The organism is Serratia sp. JSRIV006 (assembly GCF_019968685.1).
Lineage (GTDB): Bacteria > Pseudomonadota > Gammaproteobacteria > Enterobacterales > Enterobacteriaceae > Chania > Chania fonticola_B.
Genome location: NZ_CP074137.1, coordinates 1,402,842 through 1,419,506 on the forward strand (window position 1 = coordinate 1,402,842; position 16,665 = coordinate 1,419,506).

General features: G+C 55.7%; 15 protein-coding genes and 1 other annotated feature. Of the genes, 11 read left to right on the forward strand and 4 right to left on the reverse strand.

What is annotated here, in order from left to right:
• Positions 1–19 precede the first annotated feature (19 nt).
• The gene (rsmS, locus tag KGP16_RS06330; RefSeq protein ID WP_021180129.1) at positions 20–199 is read right to left on the reverse strand and encodes a pleiotropic regulatory protein RsmS; all 180 of its coding nucleotides are present in this window, start codon (positions 197–199) and stop codon (positions 20–22) included.
• Positions 200–331: 132 nt separating this feature from the next.
• Positions 332–868: a primosomal replication protein PriC gene (gene priC / locus KGP16_RS06335; RefSeq protein ID WP_059200031.1), complete on the reverse strand. Its 537-nt coding sequence runs from the start codon at positions 866–868 to the stop codon at positions 332–334.
• 147 nt (positions 869–1,015) lie between these two features.
• Between priC and KGP16_RS06340 the strand changes: the two genes are divergently transcribed.
• From KGP16_RS06340 to KGP16_RS06390, 11 genes are all read left to right on the forward strand, one after another.
• A complete protein-coding gene (locus KGP16_RS06340) occupies positions 1,016–1,396 on the forward strand; it encodes a DUF454 family protein (RefSeq protein WP_223500981.1) in 381 nt (126 codons plus the stop codon).
• A gap of 147 nt (positions 1,397–1,543) precedes the next feature.
• Positions 1,544–2,095, forward strand: a complete 552-nt coding sequence (gene apt, locus KGP16_RS06345) for an adenine phosphoribosyltransferase (protein ID WP_021180126.1) — start codon at positions 1,544–1,546, stop codon at positions 2,093–2,095.
• 352 nt (positions 2,096–2,447) lie between these two features.
• Positions 2,448–4,400, forward strand: a complete 1,953-nt coding sequence (gene dnaX, locus KGP16_RS06350) for a DNA polymerase III subunit gamma/tau (protein ID WP_223500983.1) — start codon at positions 2,448–2,450, stop codon at positions 4,398–4,400.
• Positions 3,733–3,797, forward strand: a sequence feature (DnaX frameshifting element). Its footprint overlaps the gene before it by 65 nt.
• A 40-nt stretch (positions 4,401–4,440) precedes the next feature.
• Positions 4,441–4,770: a YbaB/EbfC family nucleoid-associated protein gene (locus tag KGP16_RS06355; protein ID WP_021180123.1), complete on the forward strand. Its 330-nt coding sequence runs from the start codon at positions 4,441–4,443 to the stop codon at positions 4,768–4,770.
• Positions 4,770–5,375 (forward strand): recombination mediator RecR, encoded by a 606-nt coding sequence (recR, locus tag KGP16_RS06360; RefSeq protein ID WP_024484410.1) that lies wholly within the window; start codon positions 4,770–4,772, stop codon positions 5,373–5,375. The genes KGP16_RS06355 and recR overlap by 1 nt, the downstream gene beginning before the upstream one ends.
• Positions 5,376–5,517: 142 nt before the next feature.
• Complete coding sequence (gene htpG / locus KGP16_RS06365; RefSeq protein WP_037375256.1) at positions 5,518–7,383, forward strand: molecular chaperone HtpG; 1,866 nt, start codon at positions 5,518–5,520, stop codon at positions 7,381–7,383.
• 247 nt (positions 7,384–7,630) lie between these two features.
• On the forward strand, positions 7,631–8,275 hold the full coding sequence (gene adk / locus KGP16_RS06370; protein ID WP_024528407.1) for an adenylate kinase: 645 nt from the start codon (positions 7,631–7,633) through the stop codon (positions 8,273–8,275).
• Positions 8,276–8,386: 111 nt separating this feature from the next.
• On the forward strand, positions 8,387–9,520 hold the full coding sequence (locus tag KGP16_RS06375; protein ID WP_223500984.1) for a sugar diacid recognition domain-containing protein: 1,134 nt from the start codon (positions 8,387–8,389) through the stop codon (positions 9,518–9,520).
• Positions 9,521–9,655: 135 nt separating this feature from the next.
• Positions 9,656–10,804, forward strand: a complete 1,149-nt coding sequence (locus KGP16_RS06380; protein WP_223501499.1) for a glycerate kinase — start codon at positions 9,656–9,658, stop codon at positions 10,802–10,804.
• Positions 10,805–10,931: 127 nt separating this feature from the next.
• Positions 10,932–11,894 (forward strand): ferrochelatase, encoded by a 963-nt coding sequence (hemH, locus tag KGP16_RS06385; protein ID WP_024484413.1) that lies wholly within the window; start codon positions 10,932–10,934, stop codon positions 11,892–11,894.
• 111 nt (positions 11,895–12,005) lie between these two features.
• A complete protein-coding gene (locus KGP16_RS06390) occupies positions 12,006–13,310 on the forward strand; it encodes an inosine/guanosine kinase (protein ID WP_223500985.1) in 1,305 nt (434 codons plus the stop codon).
• 50 nt (positions 13,311–13,360) lie between these two features.
• Here KGP16_RS06390 and ybaL read toward each other — a convergent pair whose 3' ends face one another.
• Positions 13,361–15,052, reverse strand: a complete 1,692-nt coding sequence (gene ybaL, locus KGP16_RS06395; protein ID WP_024484415.1) for a YbaL family putative K(+) efflux transporter — start codon at positions 15,050–15,052, stop codon at positions 13,361–13,363.
• Between the two features lie 225 nt (positions 15,053–15,277).
• Positions 15,278–16,498: an MFS transporter gene (locus tag KGP16_RS06400; RefSeq protein ID WP_094981181.1), complete on the reverse strand. Its 1,221-nt coding sequence runs from the start codon at positions 16,496–16,498 to the stop codon at positions 15,278–15,280.
• Positions 16,499–16,665 lie beyond the last annotated feature (167 nt).

The following is a 16,665-nucleotide window of genomic DNA, read 5'->3' on the forward strand; positions in this document are numbered from 1 at the left end:
TAACGCTAGCGGGCCATGATCATTGGCCCGCGGGCAAGTACGGTGAGGTGATGCCTGCACGCTGCATCTTTTCCTGATAGTCTTTTCTGACAATGTCCAGCGCGGCCAGCGCCGTTGCCGGATCGATCTCGTTGCATTCCAGCAGGTAAATCAAGTCTACCGCCAGTTGTAATTCTGGGGAGGCATTCTCTAGCGACATAAGTCCAACGTTGGTGTGAGTAAAGGGATCTTCCCGTGTTTTAAACGCAGGAGAGACGAGATTGTGCTTTGGCTGAGTATAGTGAACCTGGCGCGGGGAGGGGAATAATCATTAAAATATTGTGACAAATATTCAAAAACCGTTTTCTTTTCGCTCGATACTGCGCTCTATGCGCGCCAACGCTTGCCGACAACGCACTAATCTGCCCTCGAATGCGGCCAGTTCCTGTTGTAATTTCTTCTGCGCGGCGAAGGTGGTTTGTTGCCCTAACAGACTTTCGCGGTCCTGGATCATGGCGATCAGGCGGCGTTCATAATCCTGATGTTCGGCGAGCTTATGGTACAAATCGACCACCGCCACTTCCTTCGGCTGATTTTTACGCCGTATCGTCTGGGTCGCCATTTCGCGCTGTAACGCGGTGAGCTGTGCCACCAGCTTTTCTGCCAGAAAGGCGACGTGGGCGGTACGGTTGTCTTTGACCGCCGTTTGTAGCTGGGCAAAGTTCTTTTGTATCTCGGCCAGATAATCTCGTAACCGCGTGCCGTGGTTGGAGAACAGGGCAACGTCAAACCGCGCCTGCGAGATCGGAGTATCACCTCGCGGTTGGATTTCGCTGGCCAGGGCGGCGATCTGTTGTTCAAGCGCCTGTAATAAGCGTTGCGTAGTCACGTGAGATCCTTTGATAAGGCAGTAAGTGCCTAAGCTTGCCCGTGAAAGAGAGATCAGACAAGCTTCGGATGGATAAAGCCGCCAACTGGCAGCATTATGGCCAAGGATGCTACAGTAAACGGGCCATCATGATAGGTAAGGACAGGCATGACTCGTTGGTTGTTGATTATACTGGGTTGGTTAGCCGTGGTGCTGGCAACGTTGGGCGTGATGCTGCCACTGCTGCCAACGACCCCATTTCTGTTGTTGGCTGCCTGGTGCTTTGCACGCTCTTCACCGCGGTTTCATCATTGGTTGCTGTATCGCTCCTGGTTCGGTTCTTATTTGCGGCATTGGCAACAGCATAAGGCGTTACCGCCAGGAGCCAAGTGGAAAGCGGTGCTGGTTATTGTCCTGACTTTTGCCGCTTCCCTCTGGTTGGTGAACCTTTGGTGGGTGCGAGGTGTACTGCTGGCGATCCTGGTTATTTTGCTGACCTTTATGCTCAGGCTGCCAGTTATTGACCTGCCGCAACAAAAACAGCGCTGATCGTGCGGCGTCAGTTGCATTTATCCGCCTTTTTGCATAGATTTGGGCGTTTTCGTGCGCAGGTTTCCTCCCGACGTTTTTTTGTTCAAAGCGTGGTGGTTGCAGGCCTGTGTGGAAGTTATCAGGTAGTTTTATCAGGCAATAACTATGACCGCGACTGCGCAACAGCTTCAGTATATTAGAGACAGTATCAAAACCATTCCCGACTACCCGAAGCCGGGTATTCTGTTCCGTGATGTGACCAGCCTGTTGGAAAACCCGCTGGCGTATGCTTCCAGTATTGAACTGCTGGTCGAACGTTACCGCGATACGGGCGTCACCAAGGTGGTGGGTACTGAAGCGCGTGGTTTCCTGTTCGGCGCACCGGTAGCGTTGGCGCTGGGCGTTGGCTTTGTGCCGGTACGCAAACCGGGCAAATTGCCGCGTGCGACGCTGAGCGAAAGCTATGAGCTGGAATACGGCACCGACAAGCTGGAAATTCACACCGATGCCATCGTTGCTGGTGACAAAGTACTGGTCGTTGACGATCTGCTGGCCACCGGTGGCACGATCGAAGCCACCGCCACGCTGATCCGCCGTTTGGGTGGTGAAGTGACAGATGCGGCATTTATCATCAACCTGCCGGACCTCGGGGGCGAAACGCGCCTGAATAATCTGGGTATTAATTGCTACTGCCTGCTCGACTTCGCCGGGCATTGATAGCTTCGATAGACAACCCCGTGGTTCGCTGCGGGGTTGACGTAGAATCACTACTTCCCCGTATTCTCTGCTGTATTCTGACATTTTCTGTTTCGCTCCCATCAGTTCCTTGCTAAAAATGCCAAAGCGTTCCCTATCTTGACGGGCTAACAGGTTTGCACCTGGCAGGCATGATGCAAAGTTATAGGAATGACGGCGGGCGTACTGTTACACTAAAGTGTGAGTGGCCATCGGACGATAAAGGGTATCGGTTCAACCTCGGTACCAGCAGGCCGCCCACATGGCAATGTCCTCGACGTTGTGGTGTACTACTTGGGTTGAAATTACTCCATAAATCAGTGATGAAGTCTTAATGAGCTATCAGGTTCTTGCCCGTAAGTGGCGCCCCCAAACGTTTGCAGAGGTTGTCGGACAAGAGCATGTCCTGACGGCGCTGGCTAATGGCCTCTCTCTGGGGCGGATCCATCACGCCTATCTGTTCTCTGGCACGCGTGGCGTGGGTAAAACCACCATTGCGCGTCTGTTGGCCAAAGGTTTGAACTGCGAAACAGGCATCACTGCGACGCCCTGCGGCCAATGTGATAACTGCCGTGAAATTGAGCAGGGGCGCTTTGTCGATCTGATCGAGATCGATGCCGCCTCCAGAACCAAAGTGGAAGATACTCGCGATCTGCTCGATAACGTGCAATACGCCCCGGCGCGTGGCCGTTTCAAGGTTTACCTGATCGATGAAGTCCACATGCTCTCGCGCCACAGCTTCAATGCGTTGCTGAAAACGCTGGAAGAGCCGCCTGCGCACGTCAAGTTCCTATTGGCAACCACCGATCCGCAGAAGCTGCCGGTCACTATTCTTTCTCGCTGCCTGCAATTCCATCTTAAAGCGATGGACGTGGAACAAATCCGCACCCAGTTGGAAACCGTCTTGCTGGCAGAGCACATCATCAGCGATGCCCGCGCGTTGCAACTGTTGGCACGCGCCGCCGATGGCAGTATGCGCGATGCCCTCAGCCTGACCGACCAGGCGATTGCCATGGGGCAGGGGCAGGTGACGACCGACACCGTCAGCCAGATGCTGGGGACGTTGGATGATGAGCAGCCGCTGGCCATCCTGGAAGCCCTGGTGAGTGCCGACGGTGAAAAAGTGATGGCGCAGGTCGCCCAGGCAGCGTCACGCGGCGTGGATTGGGAAAACCTGCTGGTGGAGACGCTGGCGCTGCTGCACCGCATTGCGATGGTGCAACTGCTGCCCTCGGTGCTGGACAACCATTACGCTGCGATTGAGCAGCGGTTACGTGAGCTGGCGCGTACCCTGCCGCCAACGGACGTACAGCTTTACTACCAAACCTTGTTGGTTGGCCGCAAAGAGTTGGCCTTTGCCCCGGATCGCCGTATGGGCGTTGAGATGACCCTGCTGCGCGCGCTGGCGTTTCACCCCAAAGCGGTGATCCCAGAGCCGGTGGCCATGGTACAGACCGCGCCCGCACAGCCGCAGGGGAATATGGCCGTTGCGCCACCTTCCCCCTATCCAGATGCCCCACCTCCCTTGGGGCAGGCTGCGTCAGTGCAGAATACTCAACCAACAAATTTACCGGATGCTACCGCGCAGTTACTTAAAGCGCGAACCCAGTTGCTGCGGCAACAGGGGGCATCCACCGCAAAAAAGAATGAGCCGGCGGCGCCAGGAATAGCGCGGCCGGCTAACTCGGCACTAGAGCGTTTAGCCTCGGTAACCGAACGCAGCCAGAAGCGTCAGGCCGAAAAGATCGTGACGGAGAAGCCGGCCAAGCCGGAGGCCTATCGCTGGCGTGCGCTTACCGAACCTGAAGCCGCGCCGGAACCGCTGGCCACGCCAAAAGCGTTGCGTACGGCGCTCGAACATGAAAAAACGCCTGAGCTGTCGGCTAAACTGGTGGTTGAGTCCATCGAGCGCGATCCTTGGGCGGCAGAGATCGACCAGCTAAAAATACCGAAACTGGTGCAGCAACTGGCGTTAAACGCCTTTAAGCAGCAGCTGGCTCCGGACAGCATTTGTCTCCACCTGCGGTCTTCGCAGCGTCATCTGAATTCGCCTTCGGCACAGAAGACACTGGCGCAGGCACTCAGTGAGTTACATGGCCGCACGGTTGAACTCAGCGTGGTGGAAGACGATAATCCGGCGGAGCGGACTCCGCTGGAGTGGCGGCAAGCCATTTATGAAGAAAAACTGGCGCAGGCTCGCCAGTCCATCGTTGCGGATACCAATATCCAGACTCTGCGTCGGTTCTTCGATGCAGATCTGGATGAAGAGAGTATTCGCCCTATTTAACGCGGCGCACGGTGCGCGGCCAATGCTATGAGAGACGACTATGTTTGGTAAAGGCGGTATGGGTAACCTGATGAAGCAAGCCCAGCAAATGCAGGAAAAGATGCAGCAGATGCAGGAAGAAATTGCCAAATTGGAAGTGACGGGTGAATCCGGGGCTGGCTTGGTGAAAGTGACCATCAACGGGGCACATAACTGCCGCCGGGTAGAAATCGACCCAAGCCTGATGGAAGACGACAAAGAGATGCTGGAAGATCTGATCGCTGCCGCTTTCAATGACGCAGCACGTCGCATCGAAGAAACCCAGAAAGAGAAGATGGCGTCGGTTTCCAGCGGGATGCAGTTGCCGCCAGGCTTTAAGATGCCGTTCTGATGCAAACCAGCCCGCTCCTTGAATCATTGATGGAGGCACTGCGCTGCCTGCCGGGCGTTGGCCCGAAGTCGGCGCAGCGTATGGCGTTCCAACTGCTGCAGCGCGATCGCAGCGGTGGTATGCGGCTGGCACAGGCGCTGACCCGTGCCATGTCGGAGATCGGCCACTGTGCCGATTGCCGTACCTTCACCGAGCAGGATACCTGCACCATCTGCAATAATGTGCGCCGCCAGCAAAACGGCCAGATTTGCGTAGTGGAGAGCCCGGCGGATATTCACGCCATCGAGCAGACCGGCCAGTTTGCCGGGCGCTACTTTGTGCTGATGGGCCATCTGTCACCGTTAGACGGCATTGGCCCAGGCGATATCGGCCTGGATCGGTTGGAGCAACGGCTGGAGAAGGAAACCATCACTGAAGTGATCCTGGCCACCAACCCAACGGTGGAAGGGGACGCCACGGCCAACTACATCGCCGAGATGTGTGGCCAATATGGCGTACTTGCCAGCCGCATTGCCCACGGGGTTCCGGTGGGTGGTGAACTGGAAATGGTGGATGGCACCACGCTGTCGCACTCCCTGGCCGGACGCCACGCGATCAAATTCTGATGATTCTTTACGGGGCAGTCCTCTGCCCCGTAATCCGTTGACAAAAAATTCCCCGCCAGCCGCTTGAAAAACCACAGAGTTAACCCCATTTGATCCTCATTGCATGATTTGGTCATTACTGTCTTTGAGGTAATCAATGAGTATGAAAGGTCAAGAAACCCGTGGGTTCCAGTCTGAAGTCAAACAACTGCTTCATTTGATGATCCATTCGCTGTACTCCAATAAAGAAATCTTCCTGCGTGAGCTGATCTCCAACGCCTCCGATGCGGCGGACAAACTGCGTTTCCGTGCGCTTTCCAAGCCGGAACTGTATGAAGGTGATGGCGAGCTGCGTGTGCGTCTGTCTTTCGACAAAGAGAAGCGTACCCTGACGATTGCCGATAACGGCATCGGTATGAGCCGCGAAGAAGTGATCGAAAACCTGGGGACGATTGCCAAGTCTGGTACCAAGGCCTTCTTGGAGTCTATCGGCTCCGATCAGGCGAAAGACAGCCAACTGATCGGTCAGTTCGGCGTGGGCTTCTACTCGGCGTTCATTGTGGCGGACAAAGTCACCGTGCGTACCCGCGCGGCCGGTGCTGCGGAAGATCAAGGGGTGTACTGGGAGTCTGCCGGTGAAGGTGATTACACCATCGCCGATATCAGCAAGGCCGATCGCGGCAGCGAAATTACCCTGCACCTGCGTGAAGGCGAAGACGAATACCTCGACGGCTGGCGTCTGCGCTCGGTGATTGGCAAATATTCCGATCACATTGCACTGCCGGTAGAGATTGAAACCAAGAATGAAGAAGACGGCACCGTCACCTGGGAGAAAATCAACAAGGCGCAAGCGTTGTGGACTCGCAGCAAAGCTGACGTGACCGAAGAAGAGTACAAAGAGTTCTACAAGCACATTGCCCATGACTTTACCGATCCGCTGAGCTGGAGCCACAACCGGGTGGAAGGTAAGCAGGAGTACACCAGCCTGCTGTACATCCCGGCCCAGGCGCCGTGGGATATGTGGAATCGCGATCATAAACACGGCCTGAAGCTGTACGTTCAGCGCGTGTTTATCATGGATGACGCCGAGCAGTTCATGCCGAACTACCTGCGATTTGTGCGTGGCCTGATCGATTCCAACGATCTGCCGCTGAACGTTTCGCGTGAAATCCTGCAGGACAGCCGTGTTACCCAAAACCTGCGTGGCGCGCTGACCAAACGCGTGTTGCAGATGTTGGACAAGCTGGCCAAAGACGACGCGGAAGCCTACCAGAAGTTCTGGCAGCAGTTCGGTATGGTACTGAAAGAAGGGCCAGCGGAGGACGGCGGCAACAAAGAGGCCATCGCCAAACTGCTGCGCTTTGCTTCTACGCACAATGACAGCTCGGCGCAAACCGTCTCGCTGGAAGAGTACGTTGGCCGCATGACCGAAGGCCAGGACAAGATTTACTACATCACCGCCGACAGTTATGCCGCCGCCAAGAGCAGCCCGCACCTGGAGCTGTTCCGCAAGAAAGGCATCGAAGTCCTGCTGCTGTCTGACCGCATCGATGAGTGGATGATGAGCTACCTGACCGAGTTTGACGGTAAGGTGTTCCAGTCGGTCAGCAAAGCGGATGAAGCGCTGGATAAACTGGCGGATGAAACCGAAGAGCAGAAAGAAGCCGAGAAGCAGCTGGAGCCGTTTATCGAGCGGGTCAAGACGCTGCTGGGTGAGCGCGTGAAGGACGTGCGTCTGACGCACCGCCTGACGGATACCCCGGCCATCGTTACCACCGATGCCGACGAGATGAGCACCCAGATGGCCAAACTGTTTGCCGCTGCGGGGCAGGCTGCGCCGGAAGTGAAGTATATCTTCGAGCTGAACCCGGAGCATGCGTTGGTCAAACGCGCATCCGATGTGGGCGATAACGAACAATTTGCCGAATGGATCGATCTGCTGTTGGATCAGGCCCTGCTGGCAGAGCGGGGTACGCTGGAAGATCCAAACCAGTTTATCCGCCGCATGAATAAGCTGTTGTCCGCTTAATCAGCAAAATACGCCCCAGACCTTAGGGTTTGGGGCGTAATCTCTTCTATTCCCGTCAAATTTTTCTCCTGCTTGCCTCGTTTCAGCCCGATCTTTCCGCAACCGATTTCCTCTCGCTACCTTGAGCCACCCCCCTCAGAAATGGTAAGGTTGAGTGTTTTCGAAATTTAATAAAAACTCAAACCCGATAGACTTCCGGCCGCGGCCAGAAGAATGAAGGGAAATACATAGCAAGGGGATTTACGCAATGCGTATCATTCTGCTGGGCGCTCCAGGCGCTGGTAAAGGCACTCAGGCTCAATTCATCATGGAGAAATACGGCATTCCGCAAATCTCCACGGGCGATATGTTGCGCGCAGCCGTTAAGGCCGGTTCTGAGCTGGGCAAAAAGGCGAAAGAAATCATGGACGCCGGCAAGCTGGTGACCGATGAGCTGGTTATTGCGCTGGTCAAAGAGCGTATTACCCAGGAAGACTGCCGTAACGGTTTCCTGCTGGACGGTTTCCCACGCACCATTCCACAGGCTGACGCGATGAAAGAAGCCGGCATTAAAGTGGATTACGTGCTGGAGTTCGACGTGCCGGACGAACTGATCGTCGATCGTATCGTTGGCCGCCGCGTGCATGCGCCATCTGGCCGCGTGTACCACATCAAATTCAATCCGCCGAAGGTAGAAGGGAAAGACGACGCCACCGGCGAAGAGCTGACCACCCGTAAAGACGATCAGGAAGAGACCGTGCGTAAGCGCCTGGTGGAATACCATCAGATGACCGCGCCGCTGGTGTCTTACTATCATAAAGAAGCCGAGGCGGGTAATACGTCTTACCACAAGATCGATGGCACCCGTAAGGTGACGGAAGTGAGCGCTGAGCTGGCGACCATTCTGGGCTAATCGGTGTCAAGGCTGTAGAAAACGCTGGGCTTGCGGTTGCTGCCCGGCGTTTTTTTTGCCGCTTCATGCTAGGTTATCAGTGCTACCGTTTCGCCCGACAGGAAGAGCCGCATGCCCAGGCAGACAAATTTTTTGCAAGAAGCGACCGCGCGCCAGATCGTGCAACGTGCGATGAGCATCATTCACCATTCGGTCAACGTGATGGACAGCAACGGCGTCATTATTGCTTCCGGCAACGCCTCGCGCCTGTATCAGCGACACGAAGGGGCGGTATTGGCCCTGACCGAAAACCGGGTGGTGGAGATTGATGAGGCCACGGCACACCATCTGAAGGGCGTGCAGCCCGGCATCAATCTGCCGTTCAGCTTTCGTAATCAACTGGTGGGAGCGATTGGGGTTTCCGGCGATCCGGCCCAGGTGCGAGCCTATGGTGAACTGGTGAAAATGGCGGCAGAGCTGATGGTGGAACAGGCTGCGATGCTCGATCAACATCAGTGGGAAAAGCGTTACCGGGAAGAGCTGGCCAACCAACTGCTGCAAGGGCACAGTGAACCTGGTTCGCGCGAGGCGATGGCGGCCTATTTAGAGCTGGATCTGCAACAGCCACGCATTGTCTGGCTGCTAGAGCTGTATGAACCGCAGCCGCAGGTACTGAGAGGCTTGCTGGCAGAGCTGGAGATCACCCAGCGTGAGGCGCTGATCACCATGACCAGCTTTAATGAACTGGTGCTCTTGCGCCCGGCCTGTATGAAACAGGGCGTGTGGGACGTACAGCAGGAGCGTAAGCTGGCCCAGCAGCTCCAGAATGAGATCCAGCAACGCTTTGGCCTGCGGTTGATCGTCGGGGGCTTTTACAGTGGTGAGGAGGGCGTCTATCGCTCCATTCAGACCGCAAGAGCAGTGCAAACCATGGCGCACCGTCTCAAACTGATCCAGCACACGCTGTTTTATGATGACTACCCGCTGCCCTCGCTGCTGTGCGATTTAGGGGAGGATTGGCGAGCCCAGGAGCTTTCACGGCCCTGGCGGCAATTGAGCGCCCAGGATGAAAAAGGGATGCTGAGAAACACGCTGCGCCACTATTTCAATCAGAATTGTGACCAAACCAAGACTGCGGCACAGCTGCATATTCACGTTAACACCCTGCGTTACCGTCTGCAGCGCGTAGAAAAAACGACTGGCCTGAAGATCAACCAATTGGCGGACGTCTTGCAACTGTATATCGGGATGTTGATGCAGGATTGAATTGTGTGAATGCACAAAATAACGTTCTTTTTTACCCTTTTGTTTGTGTCTATCGCTAAAGAATTTCCGTTGTCGGCAGGGTATGGTATTCACTAACCGATGCAGTGGCATCCTCTGAAGATTAAGGCGCTGTCGATGAACACCCTACAGAAAGTGGTAATTGCCCCCGACTCCTTTAAAGAGAGCCTGAGTGCTCAGGGTGTCGCAGAAGCGATCGAGCGTGGTTTCCGGCAAATCTATCCGCAGGCGCACTATGTGTTGCTGCCCATGGCGGACGGAGGCGAGGGCACCGTCGATGCGATGGTGGCCGCCACCGGTGGGGAAATCATCAATGTGCAGGTTAGCGGGCCGCAGGGCAAACCTACAGCAGCATTTTATGGTCTGCTGGGGGAAGGGAAAACCGCAGTGATCGAAATGGCAGCCGCGTCCGGGCTGCATCTGGTGGCGGGTGACGAACGCGATCCGTTAGTGACCAGCAGTTTTGGCACCGGCGAGCTGATCCTGGCGGCACTGCAACAAGGTGTAGACTCGATCATTTTGGGGATCGGCGGCAGCGCAACCAACGATGGCGGGGCGGGTATGATGCAGGCGCTGGGCGCTAAGCTTCTCGACCACCGCAATCAAGAATTACGGCCCGGTGGTGCGGCGTTGGCGCAACTGGCGCATATCGATCTCAGCCAACTGGATCCCCGCTTGCAGCAGGTGAAGATCACGGTAGCCTGCGACGTGAATAACCCGCTGTGTGGCGATCACGGGGCTTCAGCAATCTTCGGCCCACAAAAAGGGGCCACGCCGGAGAAGGTGCGGCAACTGGACAAGGCGCTGCATCATTACGGCACGCTCCTGGAGCAGAGCACCGGGCGCAAGGTATTGCAGGTGCCCGGCTCGGGTGCTGCCGGGGGCATGGGAGCGGCACTGATCGGTTTTCTGGCAGCTGAGCTGCGGCCAGGCATCGAAATCGTAATCGAAACGCTGCATCTGGAAGACGCGGTACGTAATGCTGACTTAGTGATCACTGGCGAAGGGCGGCTCGACAGCCAGTCGATCCACGGCAAAACCCCGATCGGCGTTGCGCGGGTAGCCAAGCGCCACCAATTACCGGTGATTGCCATTGCCGGTAGCCTGTCAAAAGACTATCAGGTGGTGCATCAACACGGCATCGATGCCGCTTTCTCGGTGATCGACCGCATCGTGACGCTGCCAGAGGCGCTGGCGGACGCGGCCCATAACCTGGAAGTTACGGCGCGCAACGTAGCTGCCGTCTGGCAGCTGGCGCAAAAATAACCCCTGTTCTACCTGTTGCTGATATAGGTTCCGGTCCGGCGCTTTTCCGTTACAATAGGCCGCATGAGTGGCTGTTAATACGCTGAGAAATAACAGGGTATTTGCCGGGAAGGACAAGGGGATCGGAATGAAGCAAGAGAAACACGGGGTATTGCTGGTGAATCTGGGTACGCCAGAGGCACCTACCCCGCAGGCGGTAAAACGCTATCTGAAAGAATTTCTCAGTGACAACCGGGTGGTCGACACTGCGCCGCTGATCTGGTGGCCAATTCTTAACGGCATCATTTTGCCGATCCGTTCACCGCGTGTGGCAAAGCTTTATCAATCTGTCTGGATGGACGAAGGTTCACCGTTGCTGGTCTACAGCCGTCGCCAACAGCGGGAGCTGGCGGCGCGTATGCCGAATACGCCGGTGGAACTAGGTATGAGCTACGGATCACCCAGTCTGGCACAGGCGATCGACAGCCTATTGGCGCAGGGCGTGACCAATCTGGTGGTGTTGCCGCTGTATCCGCAATATTCGTGCTCGACCAGCGCCGCAGTCTGGGATGGTGTTGCGCGGGTGCTGAAAGGTTATCGCCGCCTGCCATCGATTGGCTTTATCCGTGACTATGCCGAGCACCCAGCGTATATCCTGGCCTTGCAGCAAAGCGTTGAGCGGGCGTTCGCCGAACACGGTAAGCCCGACCGCCTGGTGATGTCGTTCCACGGTATTCCCAAACGCTACGCCACGCTGGGTGATGATTACCCGCAACGTTGCGAAGATACCTACCGCGCGTTGGCGGCGGCCATACCGCTGGCCCCAGATCGGGTGATGATGACCTATCAATCGCGCTTCGGTCGGGAGCCCTGGCTGACGCCGTACACCGACGAAACCCTGAAGAGTCTGCCAGCGCAAGGCGTGAAGCATATCCAACTGATCTGCCCCGGCTTTTCTGCGGATTGCCTGGAAACGCTGGAGGAGATCAAAGAGCAGAACCGCGAAATCTTCCTGGAGGCGGGTGGCGAGAAGTTTGAATACATCCCGGCACTCAATGATGACGCCGCCCATATCGATATGATGCAACAGTTGGTGGGGCAACGCCTGTAATCAAGCCGGCTTTTCACCGCTCGGCTGGCAAAATGCTCACGTGAAAACGCAGCAATCAGGCAGGAATGTGCTAACATTCCTGCCTGTTCACCGCAACTCACCGCCAATCACATGAAATTTCCTGGTAAACGTAAATCCAAACATTATTTTCCGGTCAACGCTCGCGATCCGTTATTGCAGCAGACACAGCCTGAAAATGAAGTCAGTACCTCTTATGTCGTCGGTATCGATCAGACGCTGGTGGATATCGAAGCGAAAGTGGATGACGCGTTTGTCGAACGCTACGGCCTTAGCCTGGGCCATTCGCTGGTCATTGAAGACGACGTTGCCGAGGCGCTGTATCAGGAACTGAGCGACAATAACCTGATCACTCATCAATTTGCCGGTGGCACCATCGGTAACACCCTGCACAACTACTCGGTACTGGCGGACGATCGTTCCGTGCTGCTCGGCGTGATGTGTAGCAACGTCAAAATTGGCAGCTATGCCTATCGCTATCTGTGCAACACCTCCAGCCGTACCGATCTCAACTACCTGCAAGCGGTGGATGGAGCCATTGGCCGCTGCTTTACGCTGATTAGCGAGAGCGGCGAGCGCACCTTTGCCATCAGCCCAGGCCAGATGAACCAGCTACGCCCGGAAAGCATTCCTGAAGAGGTGATCGCAGGGGCTGCCGGGTTGGTACTGACCTCCTATCTGGTGCGTTGCAAACCCGGTGAACCCATGCCGGAAGCCACCATGCAGGCGATAAAGTTTGCCAAAAAGCATGATGTACCGGTGGTGCTGACGCTGGGCACCAAGTACGTCATTGCGGATAATCCGGTGTGGTGGCGTGATTTTCTCAGAGAGCATGTCTCCATTCTGGCGATGAACGAAGATGAGGCGTTGGAACTCACTGGGTTGAGCGATCCGCTGATGGCCTCAGAGATGGCATTGGACTGGGTAGATTTGGTGTTGTGTACCGCTGGGCCAAACGGTCTGTATATGGCAGGTTACACCGAAGAGGCCAACAAGCGTGAAACCCAGCATCCGCTGTTGCCGGGCCATATCGCCGAGTTTAACCGCTTTGAATTCAGCCGTGCGATGCGCCGTGCAAGCTGCGAAAACGCACTCAAGGTCTATTCGCATATCGCCCCGTATATGGGTGGCCCGGAAAAGATCATGAATACCAACGGTGCGGGCGACGGTGCGCTGTCTGCGCTGCTGCATGATATCGCCGCTAACGGCTATCACCGTAACAACGTGCCAAACTCCAGCAAGCATGTGCGTAGCTATCTGACCTATTCTTCATTGGCGCAGGTCTGCAAATATGCCAACCGCGTTAGCTATCAGGTGCTTAACCAGCACTCGCCACGTTTGACCCGTGGGTTGCCGGAGCGGGAAGACAGTCTGGAAGAGTCTTACTGGGAACGGTAACCAACAACCGGTAAGAGCGCGGTTTTAGCGCTCTTACCGGCTTAATGGCGTCAGATTGGGCAGGCGGCCAGCTTCTCTTCGTCCGACAACGAATCCAGCTTGAGGATATTCAACATACTGTTGGCGATCTCGCGTTCCCCCATCACCACCTGATCGGCACCCCGGTCGGAGATATACGAAACCTCGTCATCGTAATGAGCGCGGGCGATAATCTCCAGAGTTGGGCGCTTGGTGCGGGCCGAGGCCACGATCTCACCGGCTTCATAACCGTTGGGAATGGTCAGCAGCAGCCAGCGTGCGCAGTCGAGCCGCGCCAGTTCCATGATCTCGGGATTGGCCGCATTGCCTAACACCGCTTTGATCCCTTGAGCGCGCAGCGCTTCAACCCGTGGGCGAGAGTTTTCTATCACCACCATCGACACGCCTTCTTCGGTCAGCTTGGCCCCTAACAGGCTGCCAACACGACCATAACCGACTACGACGGCATGATTGCAGATATCGACCGGGATCTGCTTCTCTTCCTCCACCGCTTCTTCCAGGATCTGATCCTCGATGGTTTCCGTCTTGGCCAGATAGCGCTCCAGCAAGGTAAACAGTAGCGGGTTGAGCATGATTGACAGGATCGCCCCGGCCAGCACCAGATTACGGCCATGCTGATCCATCATGCCTAGCGTGACCCCCAATCCGGCCAGGATAAAGGCGAACTCACCAATCTGTGCCAGGCTGGCGGAAATGGTCAGCGCGGTACGCTTGGAGTGACCGAACATTTTGACCAGCGCGAAGGCCGCCACCGATTTACCAAACAGGATAATCGCCAGCGTTGCCAACACCGCCAGCGGTTGGTTGATCAGGATCATCGGATCGAACAGCATACCGACCGAGACAAAGAACAGCACCGCAAAGGCGTCACGCAGCGGCAGCGTATCGTGTGCTGCGCGGTGGCTCAGTTCCGATTCGTTCAGCACCATACCGGCAAAGAAGGCACCCAGGGCAAACGAGACGTCAAACAGGCCGACAGCGCCGTAGGCAATACCCAGCGCCAGTGCCAACACTGCCAGCGTAAACAGCTCGCGCGAGCCGGTACTGGCGGTTTTTGCCAGGATCCAAGGCACCACTCGGCGGCCAACGATAATCATCAGCGCGATAAAGGCGATAACCTTGCCAATGGTGATGGCCAACTCGGTGAGCAGCTGTGTGGTGCTGGCGGTATCGCTGTTGAGCATATTGGCAAATGCCGGCAGCAGCACCAGGGCCAACACCATGGCCAAATCTTCGACAATCAGCCAGCCGATGGCGATCTGCCCGCGTTGGCTGTCGATCAGTTGCCGTTCTTCCAGGGCGCGCAGCAGTACCACGGTACTGGCGGTGGACAGACACAGGCCGAATACCAGGCCGGAAACCAAATCCCAGCCCATCAGTTTGGACAACCCCATCCCCAACACCGTCGCGACGGCGATTTGGGCAATGGCCCCAGGGATAGCGATATTTTTTACAGCGAGGAGATCTTTAAGCGAGAAATGGAGACCAACACCGAACATCAGCAGGATCACCCCAATCTCCGCGAGTTCCGGCGCTAACGAGGTATCAGCGACGAAACCGGGGGTAAACGGGCCGGCAAGAACGCCTGCGGCCAGATACCCTACCAACGGGGAGATGCGCAGGCGGTTTGCCAGCATTCCGAAGAGGAAGGCGAGTACTAACCCTCCAACAATAGTGGTGATCAAGGGTGTTGAATTATGCATCCATACTCCTCTGGTTGTGCTCACGGGTGTTACGAAAGGATACATTTAGTTTATTGCATTTGTGCTTTCATTGCTTAGCTAATTTAGGGTTTTGTGTAAAAAACCAGACTATTCGTCTATTTTGGCAGAAGGAAGGGGAATTATGGCGTAATTGACCGGATTAAATGGGGTTTCGGAGTGGATAACCCGGTTTAACTTCTGCGCTAAACCGGGGTTGTATCAGGGTTATTGCTGGTTATGCTCCATATTTGGTAGCAATGCGGTGATAATGCCGATAAGCGGCAGGAATGCACAGATTTGATAAACCAGCTCGATGCTGGTCAAATCGGCGACATAACCAAGAACTGCCGCACCTAACCCGCCCATACCGAAAGCAAAACCGAAGAATAGCCCGGAAACCATCCCCACTTTGCCAGGGATCAGCTCCTGCGCATACACCAGAATGGCCGAGAAGGCCGAGGCCAGAATAACCCCGATGATCACCGTCAAAACCCCGGTCCAGTAGAGAGAAGCATGGGGTAAAGCCAAGGTAAAGGGAGCAGCACCCAGGATGGAGCCCCAAATGACATATTTACGTCCAAACTTATCACCCAAAGGCCCGCCAATGATGGTTCCTGCCGCTACGGCAAACAGGAAGGCAAACAGATGGAATTGGGCATTCTGTACCGAAACGCCGAACTTATGTATGAGATAAAAGGTGTAATAGCTACTAATGCTCGCCAAGTAGAAGTATTTGGAGAAGATCAGCACCAGCAGAATGCTTAAGGAGAACACTACGGTACGTTTTGGCAGCGGTTTGACCAGAGAAGCGGCTTTTGGCTTGCCTTGGGCCGCCCGATGTTGCTGCTTATACCATTTACTGACCTGCAACAAGACCACAATGGCCAGCAGCGCAGCCAGGGAGAACCAGGCGATATTGCCCTTGCCGTAGGGGGCAATAATCAGCGCGGCCAACAGCGGGCCGAGGGAACTGCCGAAGTTGCCGCCCACCTGGAACAGCGACTGGGCCAAACCGTGCCGTCCACCGGATGCCATGCGCGCCACGCGGGATGACTCAGGATGGAATACGGAGGAACCGGTGCCCACCAAAGCGGCCGCCAGCAGCACCAGAGGGAAAGTGTTGGCCACCGAAAGCAGCAGTAAGCCCGACAGGGTGAATCCCATGCCGATAGGCAGCGAATAAGGCTGCGGGTGTTTATCGGTGTAATAACCAATCAGCGGTTGTAGCAGTGAGGCGGTGAGCTGATAGGTCAGGGTGATCATCCCGATCTGCACAAAGCTGAGGCTAAAATCGGCTTGCAAAATCGGGTAAATCGCCACGATCAGCGATTGCATCATATCGTTGAGCAGGTGGGAAACGCTGATAGCACCGAGAATAGAGAACGCAGTGCCTTTGGCCGCGCTGCGGGTTACCGGTGGAATATCCGTTTCACTACGGTCAGTCATATTATTATTAGCCTGGTAAGTGAGAGAGGGAGAGCCGACATCTTATAACGTTCATCTTTCGTCCGACAACGGGGTAGCTGATTCTCTCTCGATCATTATGTGCTATTGGGAGTGCCGATAAAATTCGAACCGGCCGTGCCTTTCCGACATAATTTGACGTATGTCGC